We start from the raw sequence: 25,554 nt of genomic DNA, 5'->3' as shown, positions 1-25,554 counted from the left end.
CAGGAGAAAATACGGCGGCGCCGTGCGGTCGCCGCCCGGCGCCATGGACGAAAATCAGTTGCCCGGCGCGGTCCACACGGCGTCGGATATCCGCACCGCTTTCGGGATCAGCCCGAGCTTGAAGAAGCGGTCGGCCGTCGCCTGCTGGCCGGCGACGATCTCGTCGGTGATCGGGAAGATGCCGAACCTGGAGCGGTTGGCGGCGATCGTCTGCGCGTCGAGCGGCACGCCGGTCACCTCATGCAGCGCCTCCGCCACCTTGTCGCGGTTCTGGTCGGCCCATTTCGCCGCCTCGCCGAGGGCGGCGATCGTCGTCGAGACGAAATCGGGATGCGCCTTGGCGAAATCCTTGTTGGCGAGGAAATAGGTGTTGACCTTCAGCACGTCGCTGGAGCGGGCAAGCACGCGCGGCTGGTAGCGGGTCTCGGCGATGGCGAAGAACGGGTCCCACACCGCCCAGGCGTCGATCTGGTCGCTGGCGAAGGCGGCCGCCGCGTCGGCCGGGCTGAGATAGACCGGCGTGACCTGGTCGAACGCGATGCCGGTTTTCTCCAGGGCGGCGACCAGGAGATTATGCGCGCTGGTGCCCTTGCCGACGCCGATGCGCTTGCCCTTGAGGTCGGCCAGCGACTGGATCGGCGAGGCCGGCTTGACGAAGATCGCCTCGCCGTCGCCATTGGAAGGCAGCGCCGCCGCATAGACGATGTTGGCGCCGGCCGCCTGACCGAAGATCGGCGGCGCGTCGCCGGTCCACCCAACATCGATGGCGCCGACATTCAAGGCCTCCACCAGCGGCGGGCCGGCGGTGAACTCGACCCATTTGACCGTCACGCCCTTGTCGGCCAGCGCCTTCTCGATGATCTGCTGCTGGCGTGCAATCACCGGCAGGCCGGTCTTCTGGTAGCCGATGTTGAACGCCTTGAGCTCCTGCGCCCTGGCGCCGGAGGATGCCATCCCAAAGGATGCGGAAAAGGCCGCCGCCGCCAGCAGGCCAACGCCGAAAGCGCGTCTCGTCAGATTCAGCATCATACCTCTCCATCACTGCGGATCGGCGCCGGGAATGTCCGTTTGCCGGATGATGGGTTCAGGCTAGGTATGTCTATAAACTTAGTAGAGGAAAGGATTTGCGATCTAGCGCGGTAATGCGGAATTATTTTCTGGAATTGAAGATCGGCGCTTGTTTAATCCTCCGCATTCAGACGCGGCGAAATCCGGACGATGAGGGGCGGCAGCGGCCCTGCGGATCAGGGCGCGTTGCCGCCGAGCCGGCTTTCGTGATTGTCCAGGCGGCGCTGCCCTTCAGCTGCCGCAGCCTCTCCTCTGTCCGCCATGAGAGGCGCCCCTTAAGTGCGAGCTTCGGCCGGCAACGGCTCAATGCGACCAGTACTGCCAGGCCCAGTAGAAGCTCTCGTCACGGGGCGGCAGGCGATCGCGTTCGCCGGCAAGCGGCATCGGCGTCGGCGATTTCGGTTCGTCTTCCGGTCTCCGATCCTCCATGCGCTCGTCACCTGGCGGCAGACGCAACAGCCAAGCGCCGAGATGCGCGAACAGCATCGCGGTGGAATGGGTCATCGTCCTTCTCGTTCCGTTCATTCGCGCCCCGCCCAGGGCACCAGCACCCGCTCGATCCGGCGGATCACGAATTCCAGCACGAACGCGATGATGGCAATCACCAGGATGCCCATCACCACCACGTCGGTGACCAGGAACTGCGCCGCCGACTGGATCATGAAGCCCAGCCCGCGCGTCGCCGCCACCAGTTCGGCCGCGACCAGCGTCGACCAACCGGCGCCAAGCGCGATGCGCAAGCCGGTGAGGATCGAGGGCAGCGCGCTGGGCAGGATCACGTGGCGGATGACCTGGGCGCGGGTGGCGCCGAGCGAGCGCGCCGCGTCGACGCGCTCGCGTGAGACGCCGCGCACCCCGGCGGCGGTCGACAGCGCCACCGGCGCCAGCATGGCGATGGCGATCACCAGGATCTTCGACGGCTCGCCTATGCCGAACCAGATGATGATCAGCGGCAGATAAGCGAGCGGCGGGATCGGCCGCAGGAACTCCAGCAGCGGATCGAACACACCGCGCCCGATCCTGCTGACGCCGATGGCGAGCCCGACCGGGACGCCGACGAGGATCGCGGCGACCAGCGCCGCGAAGACGCGCCAAAGCGACGCGAGGATGTGCTGGAACAATGTCGCATCGACGAACCCGTCGCGGGCGACGAGGACGAACTTCGCCCACACCGCGACCGGCGAGGGCAGGAAGACCGGCGATACCAGCTGCAGCGAGGCCGCCACCGTCCAGGCGGCCAGCAACGCGAGGATGGTGATCGCGCTGACCAGCCTTGCCGAAATGAGCGTCCGTCTAGGTCGAGGCCGCGACCATGGCACGGAAAACCTATCATTCTCGCCGGTCTTCGCTCTCGCGCGTTCGCCATAGGCGCCGACGCTCATGCCGCCTCTCCCTCGAAGATCGCATCGGTGAGTTCAGCGCGGGCCGCGGCGAAGGCCGGATCGGCCTTGATCGCGCGGACCGGCTCACCAGCCGCGTAGCGGCGGCCGAAATGGGTCTCGAATGTCCGCACGACATGGCCGGGCCCCGGCGCCAGCACGACGATGCGGGTCGCCAGCACCAGCGCTTCCTCGATGCCATGGGTCACCATCAGTACGCCGACCCGGGCCGCGGCCCAGAGATCGAGCAGCGTCGTCTGCATGCGCTCGCGCGTCAGAGCGTCGAGCGCGCCGAGGGGCTCGTCGAGCAGAAGGAATTCGGGTTCGGCGGCGAGCGCCCGGGCAAGGCCGACGCGTTGGCGCATGCCGCCGGAAAGCTCCCAGACGCGCTTGTCGCCGGCATCGCCGAGCTTGACCAGCGACAGCAACTCGTCGGCGCGGCGCGCTCGCTTGCCTGCCGAGACGCCGCGCAGCCTGAGCGCAAAGGCGACATTCTCGCGCGCCGTCAGCCAGGGAAACAATGCATCGTTCTGGAAGACCACGGCGCGATCGGATCCAGGGCCTGTGATCGGCCGGCCACCAACCGTGGCAAGGCCGCCCGCGGGCTCGACCAGGCCGGCGGCGACGTTGAGCAGCGAGGTCTTGCCGCAGCCGGAACGGCCGACGAGCACGACGAAATCGCCCTTTGCGATGTCGAGCGAAACCCGCTCGACCGCCGGCGCCGGCTGGCCGTCATAATGGACGCTGACCTTGTCGAGGGTGAGATGCGGCATCGGATCTGGCCTTCGCTGCCAGCAATTCCAGGAAAAGCGTGAGGCGGCAGGTTTCGGCGGCTTCGCCGAAGCTTCCGTCCGGAATTGCGTTAGAGTGAGCCTGCCCCGAAGCCGCGCCTCGTAAGCGGCTTCGGGACAGGCGAGCGCAAGGCCAGGGAAGAAGGCGCCGCGCTTGCGAACAATCCCCGGAAAGGCGGTCATCCTTCCGGAGACTGCATGGAGAAAAGCTCAGTTCGAGACGAGTGCCTCGCTGGCATATTTCGCCGTCACGTATTTCGAATAGTCCGGCAAGACGGCGTCGACCTTGCCCTGCTCCTTGAGGAAGGCGGACGTCGCGGCGATGGCCTGCACCGTCGCGCCGCCGAGGAACTTGTCCGAGGCCTGCTCCTCGAGCGACGGGAAGACATAGCCCTTGAGCAGTTCCGGTACCTCTTCCAGCTTGGCGCCGGTGAGCTTGGCGATCTTGCCGGCCTCGGGCGAGGACACCGACCAGGCCTCGGGCTTGGCCAGGAACTGCGCATAGGCCTCGCCGGTCACCTTGACGAAGTCGCGCACGGCCTCGGGATGTTTCTCGGCAAAATCGGTGCGCACGATCCAGGCGTCGAAGGTCGGCGCGCCCCAGGCGGCCACCTGCGCGGAATTCAGCACCACCTTGCCCGTCGTCTTGATCTGGCCGAGCGCCGGGTCCCAGACATAGGCCGCGTCGATGTCGCCACGCGCGAAGGCGGCGGCGATCTCCGGCGGCCTGAGATTGAGGATCTGCACCGACTTCGGATCGACATTCTCATGCTTCAGCGCCGCGAGCAGGCTGTAGTGCGTGGTCGAGACGAACGGCACGGCGACCTTCTTGCCGGCGAGGTCGGCGACCTTCTCGATGCCGGCGCCGTTGCGGGCAACCAGCGCTTCCGAGGGACCGATCAGGCCGACGACGAAAATGGTCTGGATCGGCAATTCGCGGCTCGCGGCCGCCGCCAGCGGGCTCGAGCCGACATAGCCGATATCGACCGAGCCGGAGGCTATGGCGGCGATGACGTCGGCGCCGGAATCGAACTTGCGCCAGTCGATCGCCGCCTTGGTCGCCTTTTCATAGGCGCCATCGGCCTGCGGCACCTTCGAGGGCTCGACCACGGTCTGGTAACCGATGGTGATCTTGAGATCCTCGGCGCTGGCCGGACCGAGCAAGGCGGCGGCCGTAAGCGCGGCCGACGAGAGAAGCAGGATGCGTCGTGAAAGTATTGACATTGAAAGGCTCCAAAACCCCGAGAAACTGGATTGCCTTTCTATCGTCCGCTAATTCTATCGGGTTTGTAGAGTTAAATCCTTCCAAGCAAACGGGCTTTGTTGGAAAAGTGTCGCCGGGAGTCGGCGCAAAGGGCGCAAAGGACGATCGCGACGTACCTCGGCCCCAGCTTCGGAGATTTGCCAAGCGGTCGCCATTCCCCGACGGAGCAAGAAGCGACGCGCTGACCCTGGTCCAAGGGATCACCCGGCCGCCAGTTTCAGCCAGAGCGCCTTTTCGCCAAGCGTGCCGACCAGCCTGGCATGCGCAGCTCTATCCGCTTCGCTGAGGCGCGGCGGAAGGATGATGGGCCTGGCGCCAATCGAAATGTCGATATCGGCAACCTCGCCGGCGCCGTTCATCTGCATCGCCACGGCGTCAAGGACCAGCGCCGCCTGCTTGCCGCCGATGAGCTCGATATAGACTTCGGCCAGCAATTCGGAGTCGAGCAGCGCGCCGTGCTTGGTGCGGCGGGTATTGTCGATGCCATAGCGCCGGCAGAGCGCGTCGAGCGAGTTCGGGCCCATCGGATGCTTGCGCCGCGCCAAGGCGAGTGTGTCGACGACGCGGCCGGTGTCTATCAACGGGTGGCCCAGCCGGCTGAATTCGGCATTGAGGAAGCCGATGTCGAAGTTGGCGTTGTGCGCGATCAGCTTGGCGCCGTCGATGAAGGCCAGCCACTCCTCGCAGATTTCGGTGAAGGTGGGCTTGCCGACGAGATCGGCGGCGCTGATGCCGTGCACTTCCTGCGCCTCGGCATTCACGGCCCGCCCCTGCGGGTTGATGAATTTGTGGAAACTGCGGCCGGTCGGGAAGCGGTTGACCAGCTCGATGCCGCCCAGCTCGATGATGCGATCTTCGCGCATGTCGAGGCCGGTGGTTTCGGTATCGAAGATGATCTCACGCATTTCGAATCAACGGGTTTGGCGAATCAGTTTTCCCTGGCGCGCGCCAGAATCGTGCTTCGGCGAAAAATGGCAATGGCTGCCGCTGACAGCAAGAGTCAGGAATGGGGGGCGCCTTGCTTATCCCCCAGTTCCGCGATGATCGCGCCGACCGAGTTTCGCGCCGCGTCGAAGCCATGACCGGTGTCGATGATGAAGTCGGCCTGGCGGCGTTTCTCGGCGTCGGGCACCTGCTTGGCGAGGATCGAGGCAAACTTCTCCTCGCTCATGCCGGGCCGGGCCAGCACGCGCTCGCGCTGTATTTCGGGCGAAGCGGTGACGACCACGACCTTGTCGACCCGGTCGCGGCCGCCGGTTTCGAACAGGAGCGGGATGTCGAGCACAGCGAGCGGACTGCCGGCGGCGCGGTGCATGGCCAGAAAAGCATCGGCGTCGGCCCGCACCAGCGGGTGGATGATCGCCTCGAGTTTCTTCAGCGCGGCGGGATCGGCAAGCACTTGCCGCCCAAGCTTCACGCGATCGACCACGCCTGCCTGCGTCGTGCCCGGAAAGGCCGCCTCGACCAGCGGAGCTGCCTTACCTGAATAAAGGCGATGCACGGTCTCATCGGAATCATGCACCGGCACGCCCGCCTCGGCGAACATCCTGGCCGTCGCGGATTTCCCCATGCCGATCGATCCGGTGAGGCCGAGCACGATCATGGGTGTCAATGGCCTTCGATGTCGGCGACGATCATGCTTCGAAGTTCGGCCGTGACCTCGGGTTTGCGGCCGAACCAGCGTTCGAAGCCGGGCACCGCCTGATGCAGCAGCATGCCAAGCCCATCGACCGCCCTCAGGCCGCGCGCCTTGGCGGCGGCAAGCAAAGGCGTCTCCAGCGGCACATAGACAATGTCGGTGACGATGGCGTGGCTGGGCAGGCCCGCCGGATCGGCGGCCAAAGCTTCATTGCCATGCATGCCGAGCGAGGTGGTATTGATGAGCAGGCCGGCATCGCCGAGCAATCCGCCGAGCGCATCGGCGCCATGCGCCGAGACCCCGGCGCCAAAGTGACCGGCGAGTTCCTTCGCCCGAGCCAGCGTCCGGTTGACGACGCGGATATCCTTCACCGCGCGCTCCTTCAGCGCATGGATGACCGCGCGGGAGGCGCCGCCAGCGCCCAGCACCACGGCCGGCCCATTGGCCGCCCAGTCCGGCGCATGGTCGTCAAGGTTGGCGGCGAAACCATAGCCGTCCGTATTGCCGCCCCAGAGAACGCCATCCTCGAACCACAGCGTGTTGACGGCGCCGATTTCATGGGCCGCATGGTCGCGGCGGGCCACGCCGGCGAAGGCCGCTTCCTTGTGCGGAATGGTGACATTGCCGCCGCGAAAGCCGTTTTCGCCGAGCGATGCCAGGAAAGAGGCGAAATCCGCCGGCGCGACGTCGATCGCTTCGTAGCTGCCGTCGATGCCGTATTTCGCCAGCCAGTGGCCGTGGATCTTCGGCGAGCGGGAATGGGCGATCGGATGCCCGGTGACAAAAGCTCGTCGCTCAGCCATCGATCGCCCCCAGGGCGCGCAATTCCTTCAGGACCGGCAGCAGCGGCAGGCCGACGATGGTGAAATAGTCGCCCTCGATCTTCTCGAACAGCTGGATGCCTTCGCCCTCGATCTGATAGGCGCCGACGCTGGACAGCGCCTTGGCGCCGACATGCGCCAGATGCCGGCCGATGAAGGCCGGGTCGAGCTTGCGCATGGTGAGGCTGGCAACGCCGACATGGCGCCACAACACCTCGCCGCCGCGGCAAAGCACGGCGGCGCTGTTCAACTGATGTGTCTTGCCTGAGAGCGCAAGCAGGTGTCTGCGGGCGCCTTCCATGTCGGCGGGCTTGTGAAAGATCACGTCGCCCAGCGACAGCGTCTGGTCACAGCCGAGCACCAACGAGCCCGGCCTGCGCCCGCTGACCTCGCTCGCCTTGGCCTCAGCGAGGATCGAGGCGACGTCTTCCGGCGAGACGCCGCTGTCTTTCAGCGGGGCCTCGAGGGCCCGCTCGTCCACAAGAGCCGGCACCGCCTCGATGTCGAGGCCGGCATTGACGAGCATCGCCTTGCGGAACGGGCTGCCCGAAGCGAGGATGATTTTCTCGGCCATGATGTTTCGCCCAACGCGTCCCCGGTTGATCGGGGCAATGCGTTATCTGTTCTTGCTCCGCAGGGCAACGATCGCGGCGGCCGTTTCCTCGATGGAGCGGCGGCTGACATCGATCATCGGCCAGCCATGCCTCGTGCAAAGCTGGCGCGCATAGGCGAGTTCCTCGTTGATCGCGGCGCGGTCGATATAGTCGGTGGGCACGAAGTCGGCGCTGGTGCCGAGGATGCGGTTCTGCCGGACATGCGAGATGCGCTCGGCCGTGGCAACGAGACCGACGACAAGCGGTTTCTTGGCTTCGACCAGGCTTTCCGGCAGCGGCACGCCGAGCACGATCGGGATATTGGCGGTCTTGATGCCGCGGTTGGCGAGATAGATTGAGGTCGGCGTCTTCGAGGTGCGCGAGATGCCGATCAGCACGATGTCGGCATCGTCCATATTGGCCGGCAGCTGGCCGTCATCATGCTCCATGGTGAAGTTCAGCGCATCGATGCGGCGGAAATACTCGGCGTCGAGCACATGCTGGGCGCCGACGCGGCGGCCGGCCGGCGTGCCGAGATAGGACTGGAAGACGGTAAGCACCGGCTCAAGCACCGACACGCAAGGCAGGCCCATCGCCGCGCAACGCTCATCGATGGAGCGCGCGAGCTTCTGGTCGACGACGGTGTAGAGGATGATGCCGGGCTCTTCCTCGATATCCTCGAAGACCTTGGCGACCTGCTTCTCGGTGCGGATCAGCGGATAGATATGCTCGATGGCACGCGCATCCTTGTATTGTGCGGATGCGGCGCGGCCGGCGGCCAGCAGCGTTTCGCCGGTGGCGTCGGAAATCAGATGCAGGTGGAAGAAGCTCTGAGGTTTGTTCACAGGGGATGGGTCCAGGCTGTGGGCAATTGTGGACAAGGCTGGATGGTCGGGCCTTGCGTAAGGAAGCGACTGTATCAGATGGCCGCTTGTCCACAATTCGACCCGCTGTAGGCTTTGTCGCGGCGCTGGGGACAAAACCGGGGATCAAATTCTCTTGGCCGATTTCATCCACAATGCGAAACTCGGAACGGAACGGCCAAGCTTTTGACTCGAAAGCCTGAATCCGCCTCGTCCCCAGATTCCTCCAAATTGCGAAAGAGAGCACGCGACAATATGCTGACTGGCCTTTTCGAGCCGCAGGCTGGACAGGTCGCAACCATCACAACCAACAAACTCTTAGAATCAGAAGACTCTTTTAGAATAGATATTTGATTAGAAAGACCGGAGAGGGCAGCACTGTATGGCTGGGAAACGGATCATGCTGGACGTCCTCAAGGGCGAGACGGTTTCACCGCCGCCGCTCTGGATGATGCGCCAGGCAGGCCGCTATCTTCCGGAGTACCGGGAGACCAGGAGGCGCGCGGGTTCCTTCCTCGATCTCTGCTACGATCCGGACCTTGCCGTCGAGGTGACGCTGCAGCCGATAGAGCGCTTCGGCTTCGACGCATCGATCCTGTTTTCCGACATTCTCGTGGTGCCCAATGCGCTGGGACGCGAGGTTCGCTTCGAGGAAGGCCGTGGGCCGATCCTGAAGCCGATCACGGGGCCGGAGATTGCGGCGCTGAGCGGCGAGATGTTTCACGTGAATCTCGAACCGGTTTACGAGACGGTGCGACGGTTGCGCGCGAAACTGCCCGACGAGACCACGCTGCTGGGCTTCTGCGGCGCGCCCTGGACGGTGGCGACCTACATGATTGCCGGCCATGGCACACCGGACCAGGGGCCGGCGCGACTTTTCGCCTATCGCGAGCCGGAGGCCTTCGCACGGCTCCTGACGATACTGGCAGATCATTCGGCCGCCTATCTCATCCGCCAGATCGAAGCCGGCGCCGATGCGGTGCAGATCTTCGATTCCTGGTCGGGCGTTCTGGACGACCCGTCCTTCCAGGCCTTCTGCGTCGAGCCGGTGGCCGAGATCGTCCGGCGGGTGAAGGCGGTTCACCCGAATGTGCCGGTGATTGGCTTTCCGAAAGGCGCCGGCGAGCGCTATCGCAACTACAGGGGAAAGACCGGCATCGCCGGCCTCGGCCTCGACTGGACGGTGCCTTTGTCGATGGCCAAGGAACTGCAACGCGAAGGGGCCGTGCAGGGCAATCTCGATCCGCTGCGCCTTGTCGCCGGTGGCAAGGCGCTGGCCGACGGCGTCGAGTCCATCCTGAGGACCCTGAGCGGGGGGCCGTTGATCTTCAATCTAGGCCACGGCATCACGCCGGAGACGCCGGTCGCGCATGTCGAGGCGATGGTGAAAATGGTGAGGAACTATCGATGAGCGCCACAAGCAACGGAAATAGCGCTGGCAACGATAGCAGCACCGGCCAGGCGATGAAGCGCATGGCGATCAGCCTTGTCGTTCTCGTGGTGCTGACCGCGCTGCTTTATTTCGTCGCGCCGGAAAGCTTCTATTTGTGGGCGAAGGCGATCCATGTGATCGCGGTCATTTCCTGGATGGCCGGCATGCTCTATCTGCCGCGGCTTTTCGTCTATCACGCCGAGGCCGAAAAGGGCTCGCTGCAGTCGGAGACCTTCAAGGTAATGGAGCGCAGGCTGCTCAGGGCGATCATCAATCCGGCGATGATCGTGACCTGGGTGTTCGGGCTCTGGCTGGCCTGGAAAGGTTTTGGATTCCAGGGCGGCTGGCTGCACGCCAAGATCGCGCTCGTACTCGTCTTGTCGGGTCTGCATGGCTATCTCGCCGCGGCGGTCAGGAAATTCGCCGAGGACAAGAATGAAAAGCCGGCGAGACACTGGCGGATCGTCAACGAGATCCCCACATTGCTGATGATCGCTGTCGTCATCCTGGTTGTCGTGAAGCCGTTCTGAGGCTTTCGCGTCAAGCCAGGGCCCCGCAAAAGGCGGCTTGCTCTTTCAGACGACCGACGATAAAAGACGGGTCTTCCTTCCCGTCATGCGCCGCCCCTTTTACTCGCTTTCGGCCGCGCCCGGCATTTGTCGTATTCAGCCGATTTCTCTCCCCAAAGCCTACCCAGAGTCTATCTAATGCAAGAAATGAAACTCGCAGAGTTCAAGAACAAGAAGCCGCCAGAGCTGATCGCCTATGCCGAATCGCTCGAGGTGGAGAACGCCAGCGTCATGCGCAAGCAGGAGCTGATGTTCGCGATCCTGAAGAAGCTCGCCGCCCAGGACATCGAAATCATCGGCGACGGGGTGGTCGAGGTGCTGCAGGACGGCTTCGGTTTCCTGCGTTCGGCGAACGCGAACTACCTGCCGGGCCCCGACGATATCTATATCTCGCCGTCGCAGATAAGGCGCTTTTCGCTCAAGACCGGCGATACGGTCGAAGGGCCGATCCGCAGCCCGAAAGAGGGCGAGCGCTATTTTGCGCTGCTCAAAGTCAACACCATCAATTTCGACGATCCGGAAAAAATCCGGCACAAGATCCACTTCGACAACCTGACGCCGCTCTATCCCACCTCGCGGCTGAAGATGGAGGTCGAAAATCCGCCCACCAAGGACATCTCACCGCGTGTGATCGACCTGGTGGCGCCGATCGGCAAGGGCCAGCGCGCGCTGATCAACGCCCAGCCGCGCACCGGCAAGACCGTGCTTTTGCAGAACATCGCGCACTCGATCACCGCCAATCATCCGGAATGCTACCTGATCGTTCTTCTGATCGACGAGCGTCCTGAGGAAGTGACCGACATGCAGCGCTCGGTGAAGGGCGAAGTCATTTCCTCGACCTTCGATGAGCCGGCGGTGCGCCACGTGCAGGTCGCCGAAATGGTGATCGAGAAGGCCAAACGCCTGGTCGAGCATGGCCGTGACGTCGTCATCCTGCTCGATTCGATCACGCGTCTCGGCCGTGCCTACAACACCGTGGTGCCGTCGTCCGGCAAGGTGCTGACCGGCGGTGTCGACGCCAACGCGCTGCAGCGCCCGAAGCGCTTCTTCGGCGCTGCCCGCAACATCGAGGAGGGCGGTTCACTCACCATCATCGCCACCGCGCTGATCGATACCGGCAGCCGCATGGACGAAGTCATCTTCGAAGAGTTCAAGGGCACCGGCAACTGCGAAATCCAGCTCGACCGCAAGGTTGCCGACAAGCGCATCTATCCGGCGATCGACATCCTCAAGTCCGGTACCCGCAAGGAAGATTTGCTGGTGCCGCGTTCGGACCTGCAGAAGATCTTCGTGCTGCGCCGCATCCTGGCGCCGATGGGCACGACCGACGCGATCGAGTTCCTCATCGACAAGCTCAAGCAGACCAAGACCAACGCCGACTTCTTCGATTCGATGAATACGTGATCGGGCGACCCTCCTCGTTGTAGAGGGTCGGTTTGCGAGCTCTCACCTTCTTCCCTAGTGGGAGAAGGTGTCGCCGAAGGCGGTGGACCAAGGGGTGCTCCGGGCAATGCCAGCGCCTCACACCGCTGGAACACCTCATCCGTCGGCGCTATCGCCGCAGCAACTTCTCCAACTCTTCGGCATCGGTTACCACTGGCAGGCACACCTGCCCAGTGCAGAACCAGGCGCCCACCTTGTCTGTCGGTGGCCGAACGCCGCCGGGTAACAATGGTCGATTCGCTTCCGTTCCGATCGGCACGACGATATCGACCCGCCTGGGGTCTGGATTCCGATTCGCAACCGGAACGAGGCTTGAGGAACCTGCCGTATCTGTAATGACGAGCTTCAGCGGCTCGAGGGCCAGCGCGCAGGCGTTGACAATGCCGGCCTGTCCATAGCCCTGCTGGGACGCGCGGCCCATGGCATGTTCGGCGGTCGTCCAGGCCTTTTCCCAGAGATCGAGATCGCCGGTGAGCGATGACAACCGCACCAACGCTTCGACGATCTGGCTGGTGGCGGAAGGGATCGCTTCGTCGACATCGCCGCGGATGCGGATCGGAACGTCGCCGCTGTCCGACGCCGTCAGCCAATAGCCCGTCTTGTCGCGGTCCAGGTGCCAGCGGTCGAGCTCGCCGATGAAATCCCGGGCCCGATCGCAATAGGCCTGGTCGCCGGTGGCCTCGAACAGCGCGATCGCGGCGTTGGTCATGGCGGCATAGTCGCTGGACAGAGCGGGAAAGAGCTTCTTCTCGCCAAGCATGGAATGCGGCAGGCGGCCGTTCTGGCTGACTTCGACAAAATGGGCGAAGGCCTTCGCCGCGGCGTCGATCCAGTCCTGGCGCCCGAGCGAGCGGCCGGCTTCCGCGAGCGCTGCGATCATCAGGCCGTTCCAGTCGGTGAGCGCCTTACCGTCGCGGCCTGGCCTGACCCGTTGCTCGCGGATGGCCAACAGCTTGGCCTTCAGCGGCGCGAGCCGGGCGTAGTCGGCAATGCTATGGTCTTGCTGCCCTTCGTTCTGGCGGATGATCGGCTTGCCTTCCCAGCCATGCGGCGCGGCGAGCTGGAGATACTGGAAGAACGTCGAGGCATCGTCGCCGAGGGCGGTTTCGATCTCGTCGCGGCTCCACGTGTAGAAAAGCCCCTCCTCCCCGTCGCTGTCAGCATCGAGGCTGGCGGCGAAGGCACCGCCTTCGACCCGCATCTCGCGCAGCAGCCAGGCGACGGTTTCTTCGATTCGTACCCGGAACAAGTCGTTGCCGGTGGAGGCATAGGCCCAGTTGCACAGGCGGATGAGCTGGGCGTTGTCGTAAAGCATCTTCTCGAAATGCGGCACCAGCCATTCGGCGTCGGTCGAATAACGGCTGAGCCCGCCGCCGACATGATCGTAGATGCCGCCGGCAAGCATCTTTTCGAGGCTGCTGAGCACCGCATCGCGGTGGGCGGCCTTGCCGTCGCGCAGCCAGGACAGCCAAAGCGTGTGCATGAAGGGCGCGTTGGGGAACTTTGGTGCGCCCTTCAGGCCGCCGAGATCGCGGTCGATCATGCCTTCGATGCGGCCGGCCAGATCGGCCAGCGCGTCGCGGTTGAGCACCGCCTTGCCCTTTGCGCCCGCAAGCCGTTGCTCGACATGGGCGGTCAGCCCGTCGGCACTCTCGGCAAGGCTCTCACGCTTTTCACGCCAGGCCTTGTCGACCGCCTCTAGCACCTGGATGAAGCCAGGCCTGCCGTAACGCGCCTCGCGCGGAAAATAGGTGCCGCCCCAGAAAGGCTTGCCGTCGGGCGTGAGGAACATGGTCAGCGGCCAGCCGCCCTGCTCGCCCATGGCATGGAGCGCGGCCATGTAGATCTGGTCAATGTCCGGGCGTTCCTCGCGATCGACCTTGATATTCACATAGAGGCGGTTCATGACGGCCGCCACGGCGTCGTTCTCGAAGCTTTCATGCGCCATGACATGGCACCAGTGGCAGGCGGCATAGCCGATGGAGAGCAGGATAGGTCGTCCGAGCTCCCTGGCTTCGGCAAGGGCTGCCGGCGACCAGCCGCGCCAATGGACGGGATTGTCGCTGTGCTGCCGCAGATAGGGACTGGCTTCTTCGGCAAGCAAATTTCGCGCGGGCAAGGTCACGTTGGCGGCTCGGCGTTTCTTGAGTCTGATGTGATAAAGACTGGGAGCATGTTGCCGCAAAGTCTGAGTCGGGTTTCCGGCCGACATCATGCTCTGCTCTCAATCTAGGCGGTTCGGCAGTTCCGGCAAAGGGTTTCCCCTATGGCTTCGACGGATTCGATTGCGGCACTATCGAGCGGACGCCTGCCCGCGGGCATTGCCGTCATCCGCATTTCCGGTCCAATGGCTCGATTCGTTGTCGAAACGATCGCAGGGCCTGTTAAGGATCGGTTTACCACGTTGCGGACGCTCAAGGCCCCGGATGGCTCGTCGATCGACCATGGCCTTGTCCTGTTCTTTCCAGGTCCTGGCAGCTTCACCGGTGAGGACGTCGCTGAGTTCCAGGTCCACGGCAGCCGCGCCGTCGCGGCGAAGATGCTGGAGACGATAACCGGTTTCGACGGCGTCAGACATGCGGAGCCTGGCGAGTTCACACGGCGGGCGTTTCTCAACGGCAAGCTGGACCTTGTCGAAACGGAGGCATTGGCCGATCTTGTAAACGCCGAGACGGAAGCGCAACGCCGCTTCGCGGTGCGCAATGCCGAAGGCGCTCAGAGCGAGCTCTACGCCAGTTGGCGGCGCCGCCTCATTCATGCGCGGGCGATGATCGAGGCGGAGATCGATTTTGCGGACGAAGATGATGTGCCTGGCTCCGTTTCGGATGCGGTCTGGTCCGACGTAGCGGCGATGACCGGCGAGATAGAGCGGCACATTGAAGGTTTCAAGGCGGCCGAGATTATCCGCGACGGTTTTGAGGTGGTGATCCTCGGTGCCCCGAATGCCGGCAAGTCGAGCCTGTTCAACGTGCTGGCAAGGCGCGACGCGGCGATTGTCACCGATGAACCGGGCACGACGCGCGATCTGCTCGAAGTGGTCATGGATCTCAACGGACTCAAGGTGCGGCTTGTCGACACGGCCGGGCTGCGGGACGCTGCGGGCAAGGTCGAATCTATCGGCATCGAACGCGCCAAGGCAAAGGCCGGCGACACAGATCTGATCCTGCTCTTGGAGGACATGGCTGATCCAGTGCCCGTTGGCGAGGTTTCTAGCGCGGCTCCGATGCTGCGCGTCGGCACGAAATCGGATATCGGAACTACCGGGGTCGGCCGATATGACGTGGTCATCTCTTCCCGGGACGGCACCGGGATAGGCTCGCTCCTTGACGAGATCGGCAATCGTGCCGCCGTGGCAGTCGGCGATGCCACTGAGGTCCTTCCGTCGAGGCTCCGCCACGTCGAGCTGCTAAGGGAGGCCGTGGGCTTCTTGCGAGCGGCGCTGTCCGGCCATGGCCAGGAATTGCGCGCCGAGGAGCTGCGGCTGGCGGCGGATCGACTCGGTCGAATCATCGGCGCGGTCGATGTCGAGGACCTACTCGACGTCATCTTCTCGCAGTTCTGCATTGGTAAATGATTCACGTGAAACAAACGACTGTTCCTGCCTGACAGTGACTCACGTGAAACACCGAGAGGAGGCGCGATCTGTGTTTCACGTGAAACGGATAGATGGCCACTTCTTGACAGCGCGCGACGGCGGGGACATGTGTCGCCAGTCTCAAACGCGCTTCGCTTTTGGCCGAAACAACGAGTCGCCTGTTACATCTGTTCTGCTGTTTCAGCGGAAGAACGCTCAGACTTCCTGGAATTGCTCTGCATCGGATCTCAGAAAATGACCAATCGCTATGATGTGGTGGTGGTGGGCGGCGGCCATGCCGGCTGCGAAGCGGCAAGCGCCGCCGCGCGAGCCGGCGCCAGGACGGCGCTTGTGACGCTGCGCTTCGACACGATCGGCGTCATGTCCTGCAATCCGGCCATCGGCGGGCTCGGCAAGGGACATCTGGTGCGCGAGATCGATGCCATGGACGGGCTGATGGGCCGCATCGCCGACGCCGCCGGGATCCAATTTCGACTGCTCAACCGCCGCAAGGGGACGGCGGTGCGCGGTCCCCGCACCCAGGCCGACCGCAAGCTCTACCGGCTGGCCATGCAGGATGCGATTCGGCAGCAGAACAATCTCGACGTGGTGGAGGGCGAGGTTCTCGATCTCGACATCGAAGACGGGCGCGTGGCGGCCGTGCTGGTTTCGGGCGATCGGAGGTTGGCCTGCGGCGCCGTGGTGCTGACCACCGGGACTTTCCTGCGCGGGCTGATCCATATCGGCGAGAAGAAGATCGTCGCCGGGCGCATGAACGAGCAGGCAAGCATGGGCTTGTCGATCACCATGGCACGCGCCGGCTTCAAGCTCGGGCAACTCAAGACCGGGACGCCCCCTCGCCTCGACGGCCGCACCATCGGTTGGAGCTCGCTTGACGTCCAGGCGGCGGACGAAGATCCGGTGCCATTCTCGCTGATGACGGACGCCATCGCCAATCCACAGATCCATTGCGGCATCACCCGCACCATGCCGTCGACGCATGATCTGATCCGCGCCAATCTCGGCCGCTCGGCAATGTATTCCGGCTCGATCGAAGGTGTCGGACCGCGCTACTGTCCGTCGATCGAGGACAAGATCGTCAAGTTCGGCGACCGCGAGGGCCACCAGATCTTCCTCGAGCCTGAAGGCCTCGACGATGACACCGTCTATCCGAACGGGATCTCCACCTCGTTGCCGGAGGATGTGCAACTCGACATCCTGAAGACCATTCCCGGGCTTGAGAAGGCGACGATGCTGCAACCCGGCTACGCCATCGAATACGACCATGTCGATCCGCGTGAATTGAAGACCACGCTGGAAACGAAGCGCGTTGCCGGCCTGTTCCTGGCCGGGCAGATCAACGGCACGACGGGTTATGAAGAGGCTGGCGCGCAAGGGCTGCTCGCCGGTATCAACGCGGCGCGCAAGGCCTCCGCCAGCGAGCCGGTCGTGCTCAGCCGCACCGAAGCCTATATCGGCGTGATGGTCGACGACCTGACCAGCCGGGGCATCGCCGAACCGTACCGAATGTTCACCTCGCGCGCGGAGTTCCGGCTTTCGCTGCGCGCCGACAATGCGGACGAGCGGCTGACGCCGCTGGCTGAAAAGCTCGGCATCGTTGCTGCCGAGCGGCTTCGGCGCTTTGCCGGGATGGCTGAGAAGCTCGACCAGGCTCGCGTCTTGGCGAAGTCGGTGGCCTGGACACCGAATGAAGCGGCGCGGCATGGGCTGGAGATCAACAAGGACGGCGTGCGTCGTTCTGCTTACGACCTTTTGGCGCATCCGGGCGTCGATATGGCATGGCTGACACGCGTCGAGCCACGCTTTGCCGCGCTTGACGCGAAGACTGCGGAGCGGCTCGAAACGGAAGCAAAGTATTCGGTTTACCTCGATCGCCAGCAGGCTGACGCAGCGCAGATCAGGCACGAGGAATCGCGGCTCATTCCCGAGGCCATCGACTTCTCCGATGTGCCGGGACTCTCGAACGAGCTTAAGCAGAAGATGAAATCCCGACAGCCGCGCTCGATCGCGGATGCTCAGCGCATGGAAGGCATGACACCCGCGGCGCTCGCTATCATCGTGGCGCATGTCCGCAACGCGGAACGCGCTGCGCGAAGGTCTGTAGCGTGAGTGGGAATGCATGGGCGGACCTGCAGAAAGCGGCGGGTCCGGTTTCACGTGAAACATTCGAGCGACTGCAGGCTTTCGAGCAGCTGTTTCTCAAATGGAACCGGAGCATCAATCTGGCCGCGCCATCGACGCTGGATGATGTCTGGCGGCGCCATATCGTGGACAGCGCCCAGCTCGCCCGAATCGCGCCCACGGCGACAAGCTGGGTCGACCTGGGCTCGGGCGGCGGCTTTCCCGGGCTGGTGATGGCTTTCCTGCTGGCCGAGCGCCCCGGCGGATCGATCACCCTGGTCGAGAGCAACCGAAAGAAGGCTTCGTTCCTGCAATCCGTCATCGGGCAATTCGTTCTACCGGCGCGTGTCTTGGCCAAGCGCATCGACGACAGCTATGGACTTGTTTCCACACCGGAAATCGTCACGGCCAGGGCGCTGGCGGCGCTGCCGGACCTGCTCGATATGTCGGCGCCGTGGCTGACCAAAGGCGCGCGCGCTCTCTTCCACAAAGGGCGGGATTACCGCGCCGAAGTGGAAGAAAGCACTCACCGCTGGGCCTTCGATCTGGTAGAACATTCGAGCATGACCGACGCCGAAGGCGTCATCCTCGAAATCACCGAATTGCGCCCGGCGAAATCGCAATGAACTACTGGCATAGACCCATGAAAACTGGACCGCGTATCATCACCGTCGCCAATCAGAAAGGCGGCGTCGGCAAGACAACCACGGCCATCAATCTGGCGACGGCGTTGGCTGCCATCGGCGAGCGCGTGCTGATCGTCGACCTCGATCCGCAAGGCAATGCCAGCACGGGGCTGGGCATCGACCGCAAGGACCGCACGGTGTCTTCCTATGACGTGCTGACCGGCGAGCTCGATCTTGAAGCGGCCGCGGTGCCGACGGCTGTGCCAGGCCTGTCCATCGTGCCTTCGACGCTCGACCTGCTCGGCATCGAGATGGAGATCGCTTCGGCGCCCGACCGTGTCTTGAGGCTCCGCAACGCGCTGCGCGCCGCGACCGAGCGTTCAGCGCCGTTCGGCTATGTGTTGATCGACTGCCCGCCCTCCCTCAATCTTTTGACTTTGAATTCAATGGCGGCAGCCGATTCAGTTCTCGTGCCGCTGCAATGCGAATTCTTTGCGCTCGAAGGTCTCAGCCAGCTGCTCGAGACCGTCGAGCAGGTGCGCAACAGCATCAATCCGGACCTCACCATCCAGGGTATCGTGCTGACCATGTATGACGGACGCAACAACCTTGCTAACCAGGTGGTGCAGGACGTGCGCATGCACATGGGCGACAAGGTTTATGAGACGATCATTCCGCGCAATGTGCGTGTTTCCGAGGCTCCGTCCTACGGCAAGCCGGCGATCCTCTACGACCTGAAATGCTCGGGCAGCCAGGCCTATCTACAGCTCGCCTCCGAGGTCATCCGCCGCGAGCGCAAGCTGCGCGCCGCCTGAGGCGCGACTCCGCTTGTCTTGGTTAACTAGCCGATTCGACCCCGAAACGATCTGGACAATATAATGAGCGAAGACCAATCGAGAAAAAGGCTGGGCCGTGGCCTCGCGGCGCTGATCGGCGAAATCGACCGTCCGGCGGCGCCGGAAAAGCCGAATGCCGCCGTGGCGGCCGACGGCAAGGTACCGATCGAGTTCGTCAGCCCAAATCCGAAGAATCCGCGCCGGCATTTCGGCGATGCCGAATTGACCGATCTTGCCCAGTCGATCCGCGAGCACGGCGTTGTGCAACCGGTGGTGGCGCGCCCCTCCCCCTCGCAGCCCGGTCGCTACGAAATCATCGCCGGCGAACGCCGCTGGCGGGCGGCGCAGCGCGCCGGCCTGACCGAGATTCCGCTCATCGTGCGCGACGTCAACGACCGCACCGCGCTGGAACTGGCGATCATCGAGAATGTGCAGCGCGCCGACCTCAACCCCGTCGAGGAGGCGCAAGGCTACCAGCAGCTCATCGACGAGCATGGCTATACGCAAGCCGATCTCGGCCAGGTGATAGGCAAGAGCCGCAGCCATGTCGCCAACACGCTGAGATTGCTCAAGCTGCCCAATGTGATCCGCGACATGCTGGTCGACGGCGATCTGTCGGCCGGCCATGCCCGGACGCTGGTGACGGCGGAAGACCCTGCCGGGCTCGCCAAGCGCATCGTCAGGGAAGGGCTTTCGGTGCGCCAGGCGGAAGCGCTGGCGCAAATGCCCGCCGGCCCGACGCCCGCCAAGACCAAGGCCCCCACAGGCGCGCCGGACAAGGACCCCGATACGCTGGCGCTCGAGAAGCTGATGACCGACACGCTCGGCATGATCGTCAGCATCGACCACAAGGGCAAGGGCGGCGGCGTGCTGAAGGTCAGCTATCGCTCGCTCGATCAACTCGATGAGTTATGCCGGCGGCTGAAGGACGAGCGATAGTCGGTTGAGGCGTAACGGTATTCGGCTTGAACATGATGTTCTGGCTGAGGATTGGATACGCCTGATATATCGGTGATATACCACCGCGGTCGTTAGCCCAGGCCCGCAACAGAACAGCAGACATGGCGCTACCGCCGACAGTTCGAACCATCAGATTCTTACGAGGGATCGGACGCTTCTTTCCGTTTCGCCATGCGCCGGCGAATGGCCGGAACTACGATGGCGTTCGTTATAAGCAGGCCAACAGCATTACCCGAAAAAATGCCCAACCAGTGCACCTCAGGATCTGCGGGAGTCGTGAAATAGACGATCGTTGTTATCAAGGCAGAGAAAAACATACACCCCACGCAGAATCCCGCGCAGGCAATCAGATTTTGCAGGGTAAGATATTCATACGTCGAAGATACCATCGCTAAGGGTTGGCGAATACGCCTGCTTCTGTATTGGTGGCCGGCCATCCCTTACTGGGGCGGATTGGCTGGTTGCCTACCTTTGCCCCAGCCGCGCACTCTCGATCGCAATGCCGAGTAGCGCCTGCCTTGCGAGCGCTTCCGACAGATCGGGCCGCTTCCGCGTCTGCAGCACCGCCGTCTGCAACCGGCCGAGCGCGCGCCCGAGCCCCTCGACAGTCCAGCGCTCGAGCGTCTTCTCCACCAGCTTGCGACGCGAGAAGAAGACGGGCGGGCGAGCGCCGGCGACGACGGAGGCGGCGTTGCGGCCTCCGCTCTCCATCTGGCCGCGCATCACTTGGATAGCCTGCAACTGGCGCATCGCCGAGGACAGCACCAGGAATGGATGACCCCCGGACTGGCAATGACGGGTGAAGGCAATGTCGAAATCGCCGACCTTGCCCTCCAGCATGGCATCGACCGCGTCATCGAAGGAGGCGCCCGAAACGTCACCCGACAGAGCGTTGATGTCGTCGATGCCGATCTCCTTGCGGCCGTGGGCGTAAAGGACCAGCTTCTCGACCTCGCCGCGCGAGGCAAGGCGATCGCCGCCGAGGTTGCGGCGCAGCGCCTGCCTTGCATCCAGTGTCATCGACATGCCGACCTTGCGCAATTCGTCGTCGATCACCGAATCGAGGTCGCGAGCCTCGTCGGCATAGCAGGGCAACGCGATGGCGTTGCCGGCGGCCTCGACGATGGCCCGCAAGCCCGTGCCTTTCTTGAGGTCGCCAGCCTCGATGAGGACGATGGCGTCGCGCGCGGGCTCGGCCGTCAGCGCCTTGATGTCGTCGGCCAGCGCCTTCTGGCCGCTGGCATTGCGCACCCAAAGCAACCGACGGTCTGAAAACATCGGAACAGTGCGGGCCTCGTCGAGCAGCCGGCCCTCGTCGCGGTCCACTTCCGCGCCGTCGAGCTTGACAACGGAGAATGGATCGTCGAGCGGCAGCCCTGTCCTGGTGGCGAATGTCTTCGCCCGCTCGGCGACGAGGCCGCGGTCGGGACCATAAAGCAGGACAATCGCCATGGCCGGATCCGGCCTCGCGAGCCACGAATCGACCTCGTATCCCTTCTTCTGCGCCATGCAAGGTGGGTTAGCACGGGGCGGGGTGCGGGAACCAGCGTCTCTTCCTTCTCCCACAAGGGAGAAGGGGAAACCGCGCCTCCACCGCGGCCTCTCAATTGCCTTTTCTGGCGGGAAACGCCGCGCAAACTTCCGCCAAATTGCGCGCAAGCCAAAAACATCGACAAGAAATTTCGTCGCCATATCTGCATCTTGGCGTCTGCGTGCCGCATCGGCACGGCCGTGCCGGTGACCCGGAGGGCGTCCTTGCCAAGACCCGGCGAATTCGCACTGGTCTGGCGGCGCGGATGTGCAAGGATTGCACGGGCAACATTTGGAGGACGTGAGCTCATGGCCGATGCTGGAATGTTGCGCTTCCACGTGCCCGAGCCCGAGGTGCGGCCCGGCGGCACGCCCGACTTCTCGAACGTGACCATTCCCAAGGCGGGCTCGGTGCCGCGCCCTGAGGTCGACGTCGATCCGCGCACGATCCGCGACATGGCCTTTTCCATCATCCGGGTGCTGAACCGCGCCGGCGAAGCCGTCGGGCCCTGGGCCGGGCTGCTCAGCGACGAGGAACTGCTCGAGGGCCTGCGCCACATGATGACGCTCAGGACCTTCGACGCCCGCATGCAGATGGCGCAGCGCCAGGGCAAGACCTCTTTCTATATGCAGCATCTCGGCGAGGAGGCCGTGAGTTGCGCTTTCCGCAAGGCGCTCAGGCCGGGCGACATGAACTTCCCGACCTATCGGCAGGCAGGTCTGCTGATCGCCGACGGCTATCCGATGGTCACGATGATGAACCAGATCTATTCCAACGAGGCGGATCCGCTGAAGGGCCGGCAGCTGCCGGTCATGTATTCCTCGAAGGAGCACGGCTTCTTCTCGATCTCGGGCAATCTGGCGACGCAATATATCCAGGCGGTCGGCTGGGCGATGGCCTCGGCGATTTCCAACGATTCACGCATCGCCGCCGCCTGGATCGGGGACGGCTCGACGGCGGAGTCCGATTTCCATTCGGCGCTGGTCTTCGCCTCGACCTACAAGGCGCCGGTCATCCTCAATGTCGTCAACAACCAGTGGGCGATCTCGACCTTCCAAGGCATCGCGCGCGGCGGTTCCGGCACGTTCGCGGCGCGGGGGCTGGGCTTCGGCATTCCTTCGCTGCGCGTCGATGGCAATGACTACCTGGCGGTCCACGCCGTGGCGAAATGGGCGGCTGATCGGGCGCGCGCCAATCTCGGGCCGACGCTGGTCGAATACGTCACCTACCGCGCCGGCGCGCATTCGACGTCCGACGATCCTTCGGCTTACCGGCCGAAGGCGGAATCGGATGCCTGGCCACTTGGCGATCCGGTGATCCGGCTGAAGAACCACCTCATCCAGAAGGGAGCCTGGTCCGAGGACCGGCACACCCAGGCGGAAGCGGAGATCCTCGAGACGGTGATCGCCGCGCAGAAGGAGGCCGAGGGCCACGGCACGCTGCACGCCGGCGGCAAGCCGTCGACCCGCGACATGTTCGAGGGCGTCTATGCCGAGATGCCGCCGCATCTCAGGCGCCAGCGCCAGCAGGCGGGGGTCTGACCATGCCCAGACGAACCATGATCGAGGCAATCCGCGACGCCATGGATGTGTCGATGGGACGCGACAGCAAGGTCATCGTCTATGGCGAGGATGTCGGCTTCTTCGGCGGCGTGTTCCGCGCCACGCAGGGCCTGCAGGCCAAATATGGCAAGAGCCGCTGCTTCGACGCGCCGATCAGCGAATCCGGCATTGTAGGCTCGGCCATCGGCATGGCCGCATACGGGCTGAAACCCTGCGTCGAGGTTCAGTTTGCCGACTATGTTTATCCGGCCTACGACCAGATCGTGTCGGAGGCGGCGCGGCTGCGTTACCGTTCGAATGGCGACTTCACCTGCCCGATCGTGGTGCGCATGCCGACCGGCGGCGGCATTTTCGGCGGCCAGACTCACAGCCAAAGCCCGGAAGCGCTGTTCACCCATGTCTCCGGCCTGAAGGTGATCGTGCCCTCCAATCCGCATGACGCCAAGGGGCTGCTGATTGCGGCGATCGAGGACCCCGACCCGGTGATCTTCCTGGAGCCGAAGCGGCTCTATAACGGCCCGTTCGACGGCCACCACGAGCGGCCTGTGACGCCCTGGTCGAAGCATGAGCTCGGCGAGGTGCCGGATGGCCATTACACGATTGCGCTCGGCAAGGCGGCAATACGCCGGCCGGGCTCGGCGGTCACCGTGCTCGCCTATGGCACGATGGTCTATGTGGCGCAGGCCGCGGCCGAGGAGACCGGCATTGATGCCGAGGTGATCGATCTCAGGACGCTGCTGCCGCTCGACCTCGACACGATCGTCGCTTCTGTGAAGAAGACAGGGCGCTGCGTCGTCGTGCACGAGGCAACGCTCACCTCGGGCTTCGGCGCCGAGCTGGTCTCGCTGGTGCAGGATAATTGCTTCTATCATCTGGAGGCCCCGGTGGCGCGGGTCGCAGGCTGGGACACGCCCTATCCGCATGCGCAGGAGTGGGACTATTTCCCCGGGCCGGCGCGGGTCGGACGCGCGCTTATCGAGACAATGGAAGCTTAGAGCCGGATGATTTCAGGTTGAACCGACCTGAAATCTGAATCCGGCTCCAAATCGAAACGAAAGCATGATGTCGTCCGAAACCCGCTTCACACTTTTCGGCATCATGCTCTGGAGGGAGGCCTGAGATGGGTGAACACGTCATCAAGCTGCCCGATGTCGGTGAAGGCGTCGCCGAGGCCGAGCTTGTGGAATGGCATGTCAAGGTCGGCGACCTCGTGCGCGAGGACACGGTGCTGGCAGCCGTCATGACCGACAAGGCGACGGTCGAGATTCCGTCACCTGTCGACGGCGAGATCCTGTGGCTCGGCGCCGAGATCGGCGACACGGTGGCGATCGGCTCGCCAATAGTGCGGCTGAAGGTGGCCGGCGAAGGCAATGTGAAGGCGGCGGCCGGGGAAGCGCCCGAGATGAAAGCGGCGGCCGAGCCGGCCGAGGCAAAACCGGCGCCGGCCGCCCCGACGCCGGCGGCAAGGCCGACGGAAGCGCCGAAACCGGCCGTTTCCGCGCCGAAACCGGCCCGGCCCGCCCCGGTATCCGGCGCGCCACGCCCGGAGGGCGAAAAGCCGCTGGCATCCCCCGCCGTCCGGCTGCGCGCCAAGGAGGCCGGCATCGACCTCCGGCAGGTTCCAGGCAGCGGTCCTGCGGGGCGCATCAGCCACGAGGATATCGAAGCCTTCCTGGCGCGGGGTCCGCAGGCGGCCCGGCCAACCGGCCTTGCCCCCAAGGACGGCGTCGAGGACATCAAGGTCGTCGGTCTCAGGCGCAAGATCGCCGAAAAGATGTCGATCGCCAAATCGCGCATCCCGCACATCACCTATGTCGAGGAGGTCGACGTCACCGCGCTGGAAGAGTTGCGCGCGACGTTGAACAAAGAAAAGCGCGGCGATCGTGCAAAGCTGACGCTGCTGCCCTTCCTGATGCGGGCGATGGTCAAGGCCATCGCCGAGCAGCCCAGCCTCAACGCCTTGTTCGACGACGAGGCCGGCGTCATCCACCAGCACCAGGGCATCCACATCGGCATCGCCGCGCAGACGCCGAACGGGTTGGTGGTGCCGGTGGTGAAGCATGCCGAGGCTCGCGACCTCTGGGACTGCGCGGCCGAAGTCAACCGGCTGGCCGATGCAGCCAAGGCCGGCACGGCGAGCCGCGAGGAGCTTTCCGGCTCGACCATCACCATCACGTCGCTCGGCGCCATGGGCGGCGTGGCGACGACGCCGGTCATCAACTACCCGGAAGTGGCGATCGTCGGCGTCAACAAGATGATGGTGCGGCCGGTGTGGGACGGCACCCAGTTCATCCCGCGCAAGATGATGAACCTGTCCTCCAGCTTCGACCATCGCGTGATCGATGGCTGGAACGCCGCGGTGTTCGTGCAGCGGATCAAGGCGCTGCTGGAGACGCCGGCGCTGATCTTCATGGATTGAGGGTGGGACGATAGAGATGTTGGCGGGACAGCGCCCCCCTCT

At 64.1% G+C, this 25,554-nt stretch carries 23 protein-coding genes; 11 read left to right on the top strand and 12 right to left on the bottom strand.

Going from position 1 to position 25,554, the window contains the following annotated elements; all coding sequences use genetic code 11:
• Positions 1-54 precede the first annotated feature (54 nt).
• From ACR64R_RS22105 to ACR64R_RS22060, 10 genes are all read right to left on the bottom strand, one after another.
• Positions 55-1,026 (bottom strand): sulfonate ABC transporter substrate-binding protein, encoded by a 972-nt coding sequence (locus ACR64R_RS22105; protein ID WP_487358390.1) that lies wholly within the window; start codon positions 1,024-1,026, stop codon positions 55-57.
• 345 nt (positions 1,027-1,371) lie between these two features.
• Positions 1,372-1,572, bottom strand: a complete 201-nt coding sequence (locus ACR64R_RS22100) for a hypothetical protein (protein ID WP_487358389.1) — start codon at positions 1,570-1,572, stop codon at positions 1,372-1,374.
• A gap of 17 nt (positions 1,573-1,589) precedes the next feature.
• A complete protein-coding gene (locus tag ACR64R_RS22095) occupies positions 1,590-2,450 on the bottom strand; it encodes an ABC transporter permease subunit (protein WP_487358388.1) in 861 nt (286 codons plus the stop codon).
• Positions 2,447-3,220, bottom strand: coding sequence for a taurine ABC transporter ATP-binding protein (locus tag ACR64R_RS22090; protein ID WP_487358387.1), 774 nt, complete (start codon positions 3,218-3,220; stop codon positions 2,447-2,449). Before ACR64R_RS22090 ends, ACR64R_RS22095 begins: the two co-directional genes overlap by 4 nt.
• A 228-nt stretch (positions 3,221-3,448) precedes the next feature.
• Positions 3,449-4,462 carry a taurine ABC transporter substrate-binding protein gene (gene tauA / locus ACR64R_RS22085; RefSeq protein WP_487358386.1) on the bottom strand — a complete coding sequence of 338 codons (1,014 nt, stop codon included), beginning with the start codon at positions 4,460-4,462 and terminating at the stop codon, positions 3,449-3,451.
• 240 nt (positions 4,463-4,702) lie between these two features.
• Positions 4,703-5,407, bottom strand: coding sequence for a DNA polymerase III subunit epsilon (gene dnaQ, locus ACR64R_RS22080; RefSeq protein WP_487358385.1), 705 nt, complete (start codon positions 5,405-5,407; stop codon positions 4,703-4,705).
• Between the two features lie 95 nt (positions 5,408-5,502).
• Complete coding sequence (gene coaE / locus ACR64R_RS22075; RefSeq protein WP_487362517.1) at positions 5,503-6,105, bottom strand: dephospho-CoA kinase; 603 nt, start codon at positions 6,103-6,105, stop codon at positions 5,503-5,505.
• A 5-nt stretch (positions 6,106-6,110) separates the two neighbouring features.
• Positions 6,111-6,944, bottom strand: a complete 834-nt coding sequence (locus ACR64R_RS22070; RefSeq protein ID WP_487358384.1) for a shikimate dehydrogenase — start codon at positions 6,942-6,944, stop codon at positions 6,111-6,113.
• Positions 6,937-7,536: a Maf-like protein gene (locus ACR64R_RS22065; RefSeq protein WP_487358383.1), complete on the bottom strand. Its 600-nt coding sequence runs from the start codon at positions 7,534-7,536 to the stop codon at positions 6,937-6,939. The genes ACR64R_RS22070 and ACR64R_RS22065 overlap by 8 nt, the downstream gene beginning before the upstream one ends.
• A gap of 42 nt (positions 7,537-7,578) precedes the next feature.
• Positions 7,579-8,400: a pyruvate, water dikinase regulatory protein gene (locus tag ACR64R_RS22060; protein WP_487358382.1), complete on the bottom strand. Its 822-nt coding sequence runs from the start codon at positions 8,398-8,400 to the stop codon at positions 7,579-7,581.
• A 400-nt stretch (positions 8,401-8,800) separates the two neighbouring features.
• Here ACR64R_RS22060 and hemE point away from each other — a divergent pair, with 400 nt between their 5' ends.
• From hemE to rho, 3 genes are all read left to right on the top strand, one after another.
• Positions 8,801-9,829: a uroporphyrinogen decarboxylase gene (hemE, locus tag ACR64R_RS22055; protein WP_487358381.1), complete on the top strand. Its 1,029-nt coding sequence runs from the start codon at positions 8,801-8,803 to the stop codon at positions 9,827-9,829.
• Positions 9,826-10,380 carry a protoporphyrinogen oxidase HemJ gene (hemJ, locus tag ACR64R_RS22050; protein ID WP_487358380.1) on the top strand — a complete coding sequence of 185 codons (555 nt, stop codon included), beginning with the start codon at positions 9,826-9,828 and terminating at the stop codon, positions 10,378-10,380. The genes hemE and hemJ overlap by 4 nt, the downstream gene beginning before the upstream one ends.
• A gap of 177 nt (positions 10,381-10,557) precedes the next feature.
• On the top strand, positions 10,558-11,823 hold the full coding sequence (gene rho / locus ACR64R_RS22045) for a transcription termination factor Rho (RefSeq protein WP_487358379.1): 1,266 nt from the start codon (positions 10,558-10,560) through the stop codon (positions 11,821-11,823).
• A 148-nt stretch (positions 11,824-11,971) separates the two neighbouring features.
• Here rho and ACR64R_RS22040 read toward each other — a convergent pair whose 3' ends face one another.
• A complete protein-coding gene (locus ACR64R_RS22040; protein ID WP_487358378.1) occupies positions 11,972-13,987 on the bottom strand; it encodes a thioredoxin domain-containing protein in 2,016 nt (671 codons plus the stop codon).
• A 141-nt stretch (positions 13,988-14,128) separates the two neighbouring features.
• Between ACR64R_RS22040 and mnmE the strand changes: the two genes are divergently transcribed.
• The 5 genes from mnmE to ACR64R_RS22015 all read left to right on the top strand — a co-directional run bounded on the left by mnmE (position 14,129) and on the right by ACR64R_RS22015 (position 19,979).
• Positions 14,129-15,436 (top strand): tRNA uridine-5-carboxymethylaminomethyl(34) synthesis GTPase MnmE, encoded by a 1,308-nt coding sequence (mnmE, locus tag ACR64R_RS22035; RefSeq protein WP_487358377.1) that lies wholly within the window; start codon positions 14,129-14,131, stop codon positions 15,434-15,436.
• Between the two features lie 255 nt (positions 15,437-15,691).
• Positions 15,692-17,566: a tRNA uridine-5-carboxymethylaminomethyl(34) synthesis enzyme MnmG gene (gene mnmG, locus ACR64R_RS22030; RefSeq protein WP_487358376.1), complete on the top strand. Its 1,875-nt coding sequence runs from the start codon at positions 15,692-15,694 to the stop codon at positions 17,564-17,566.
• A complete protein-coding gene (gene rsmG / locus ACR64R_RS22025) occupies positions 17,563-18,204 on the top strand; it encodes a 16S rRNA (guanine(527)-N(7))-methyltransferase RsmG (protein WP_487358375.1) in 642 nt (213 codons plus the stop codon). The genes mnmG and rsmG overlap by 4 nt, the downstream gene beginning before the upstream one ends.
• A gap of 17 nt (positions 18,205-18,221) precedes the next feature.
• Positions 18,222-19,019, top strand: a complete 798-nt coding sequence (locus ACR64R_RS22020) for a ParA family protein (RefSeq protein ID WP_487358374.1) — start codon at positions 18,222-18,224, stop codon at positions 19,017-19,019.
• A gap of 63 nt (positions 19,020-19,082) precedes the next feature.
• On the top strand, positions 19,083-19,979 hold the full coding sequence (locus tag ACR64R_RS22015) for a ParB/RepB/Spo0J family partition protein (RefSeq protein WP_487358373.1): 897 nt from the start codon (positions 19,083-19,085) through the stop codon (positions 19,977-19,979).
• Positions 19,980-20,465: 486 nt separating this feature from the next.
• On the opposite strand, the gene holA is transcribed toward ACR64R_RS22015, so the two are convergent.
• Positions 20,466-21,509 (bottom strand): DNA polymerase III subunit delta, encoded by a 1,044-nt coding sequence (holA, locus tag ACR64R_RS22010; protein WP_487358372.1) that lies wholly within the window; start codon positions 21,507-21,509, stop codon positions 20,466-20,468.
• 330 nt (positions 21,510-21,839) lie between these two features.
• Between holA and ACR64R_RS22005 the strand changes: the two genes are divergently transcribed.
• From ACR64R_RS22005 to ACR64R_RS21995, 3 genes are all read left to right on the top strand, one after another.
• On the top strand, positions 21,840-23,072 hold the full coding sequence (locus tag ACR64R_RS22005) for a thiamine pyrophosphate-dependent enzyme (RefSeq protein ID WP_487358371.1): 1,233 nt from the start codon (positions 21,840-21,842) through the stop codon (positions 23,070-23,072).
• Positions 23,073-23,074: 2 nt separating this feature from the next.
• Positions 23,075-24,088 carry an alpha-ketoacid dehydrogenase subunit beta gene (locus tag ACR64R_RS22000; RefSeq protein WP_487358370.1) on the top strand — a complete coding sequence of 338 codons (1,014 nt, stop codon included), beginning with the start codon at positions 23,075-23,077 and terminating at the stop codon, positions 24,086-24,088.
• A 125-nt stretch (positions 24,089-24,213) separates the two neighbouring features.
• Positions 24,214-25,512, top strand: a complete 1,299-nt coding sequence (locus ACR64R_RS21995) for a dihydrolipoamide acetyltransferase family protein (protein ID WP_487358369.1) — start codon at positions 24,214-24,216, stop codon at positions 25,510-25,512.
• Positions 25,513-25,554: the final 42 nt, after the last annotated feature.

It is taken from the genome of Mesorhizobium sp. MC2-1-1 (assembly GCF_057597255.1).
Note: the sequence above shows the minus strand (reverse complement) of the source record. Positions and strands in the feature narration are given on the sequence as shown.

Excerpts from the sequence above, each read along its gene's own strand:
- ACR64R_RS22105 (WP_487358390.1), bottom strand. The coding sequence starts at position 1,026 with ATGCTGAATCTGACGAGACGCGCTTTCGGCGTTGGCCTGCTGGCGGCG.
- ACR64R_RS22100 (WP_487358389.1), bottom strand. The coding sequence starts at position 1,572 with ATGACCCATTCCACCGCGATGCTGTTCGCGCATCTCGGCGCTTGGCTG.
- ACR64R_RS22095 (WP_487358388.1), bottom strand. The coding sequence starts at position 2,450 with ATGAGCGTCGGCGCCTATGGCGAACGCGCGAGAGCGAAGACCGGCGAG.
- ACR64R_RS22090 (WP_487358387.1), bottom strand. The coding sequence starts at position 3,220 with ATGCCGCATCTCACCCTCGACAAGGTCAGCGTCCATTATGACGGCCAG.
- tauA (WP_487358386.1), bottom strand. The coding sequence starts at position 4,462 with ATGTCAATACTTTCACGACGCATCCTGCTTCTCTCGTCGGCCGCGCTT.
- dnaQ (WP_487358385.1), bottom strand. The coding sequence starts at position 5,407 with ATGCGTGAGATCATCTTCGATACCGAAACCACCGGCCTCGACATGCGC.
- coaE (WP_487362517.1), bottom strand. The coding sequence starts at position 6,105 with ATGATCGTGCTCGGCCTCACCGGATCGATCGGCATGGGGAAATCCGCG.
- ACR64R_RS22070 (WP_487358384.1), bottom strand. The coding sequence starts at position 6,944 with ATGGCTGAGCGACGAGCTTTTGTCACCGGGCATCCGATCGCCCATTCC.
- ACR64R_RS22065 (WP_487358383.1), bottom strand. The coding sequence starts at position 7,536 with ATGGCCGAGAAAATCATCCTCGCTTCGGGCAGCCCGTTCCGCAAGGCG.
- hemE (WP_487358381.1), top strand. The coding sequence starts at position 8,801 with ATGGCTGGGAAACGGATCATGCTGGACGTCCTCAAGGGCGAGACGGTT.
- hemJ (WP_487358380.1), top strand. The coding sequence starts at position 9,826 with ATGAGCGCCACAAGCAACGGAAATAGCGCTGGCAACGATAGCAGCACC.
- rho (WP_487358379.1), top strand. The coding sequence starts at position 10,558 with ATGCAAGAAATGAAACTCGCAGAGTTCAAGAACAAGAAGCCGCCAGAG.
- mnmE (WP_487358377.1), top strand. The coding sequence starts at position 14,129 with ATGGCTTCGACGGATTCGATTGCGGCACTATCGAGCGGACGCCTGCCC.
- mnmG (WP_487358376.1), top strand. The coding sequence starts at position 15,692 with ATGACCAATCGCTATGATGTGGTGGTGGTGGGCGGCGGCCATGCCGGC.
- ACR64R_RS22020 (WP_487358374.1), top strand. The coding sequence starts at position 18,222 with ATGAAAACTGGACCGCGTATCATCACCGTCGCCAATCAGAAAGGCGGC.
- ACR64R_RS22015 (WP_487358373.1), top strand. The coding sequence starts at position 19,083 with ATGAGCGAAGACCAATCGAGAAAAAGGCTGGGCCGTGGCCTCGCGGCG.
- holA (WP_487358372.1), bottom strand. The coding sequence starts at position 21,509 with ATGGCGCAGAAGAAGGGATACGAGGTCGATTCGTGGCTCGCGAGGCCG.
- ACR64R_RS22005 (WP_487358371.1), top strand. The coding sequence starts at position 21,840 with ATGGCCGATGCTGGAATGTTGCGCTTCCACGTGCCCGAGCCCGAGGTG.
- ACR64R_RS22000 (WP_487358370.1), top strand. The coding sequence starts at position 23,075 with ATGCCCAGACGAACCATGATCGAGGCAATCCGCGACGCCATGGATGTG.
- ACR64R_RS21995 (WP_487358369.1), top strand. The coding sequence starts at position 24,214 with ATGGGTGAACACGTCATCAAGCTGCCCGATGTCGGTGAAGGCGTCGCC.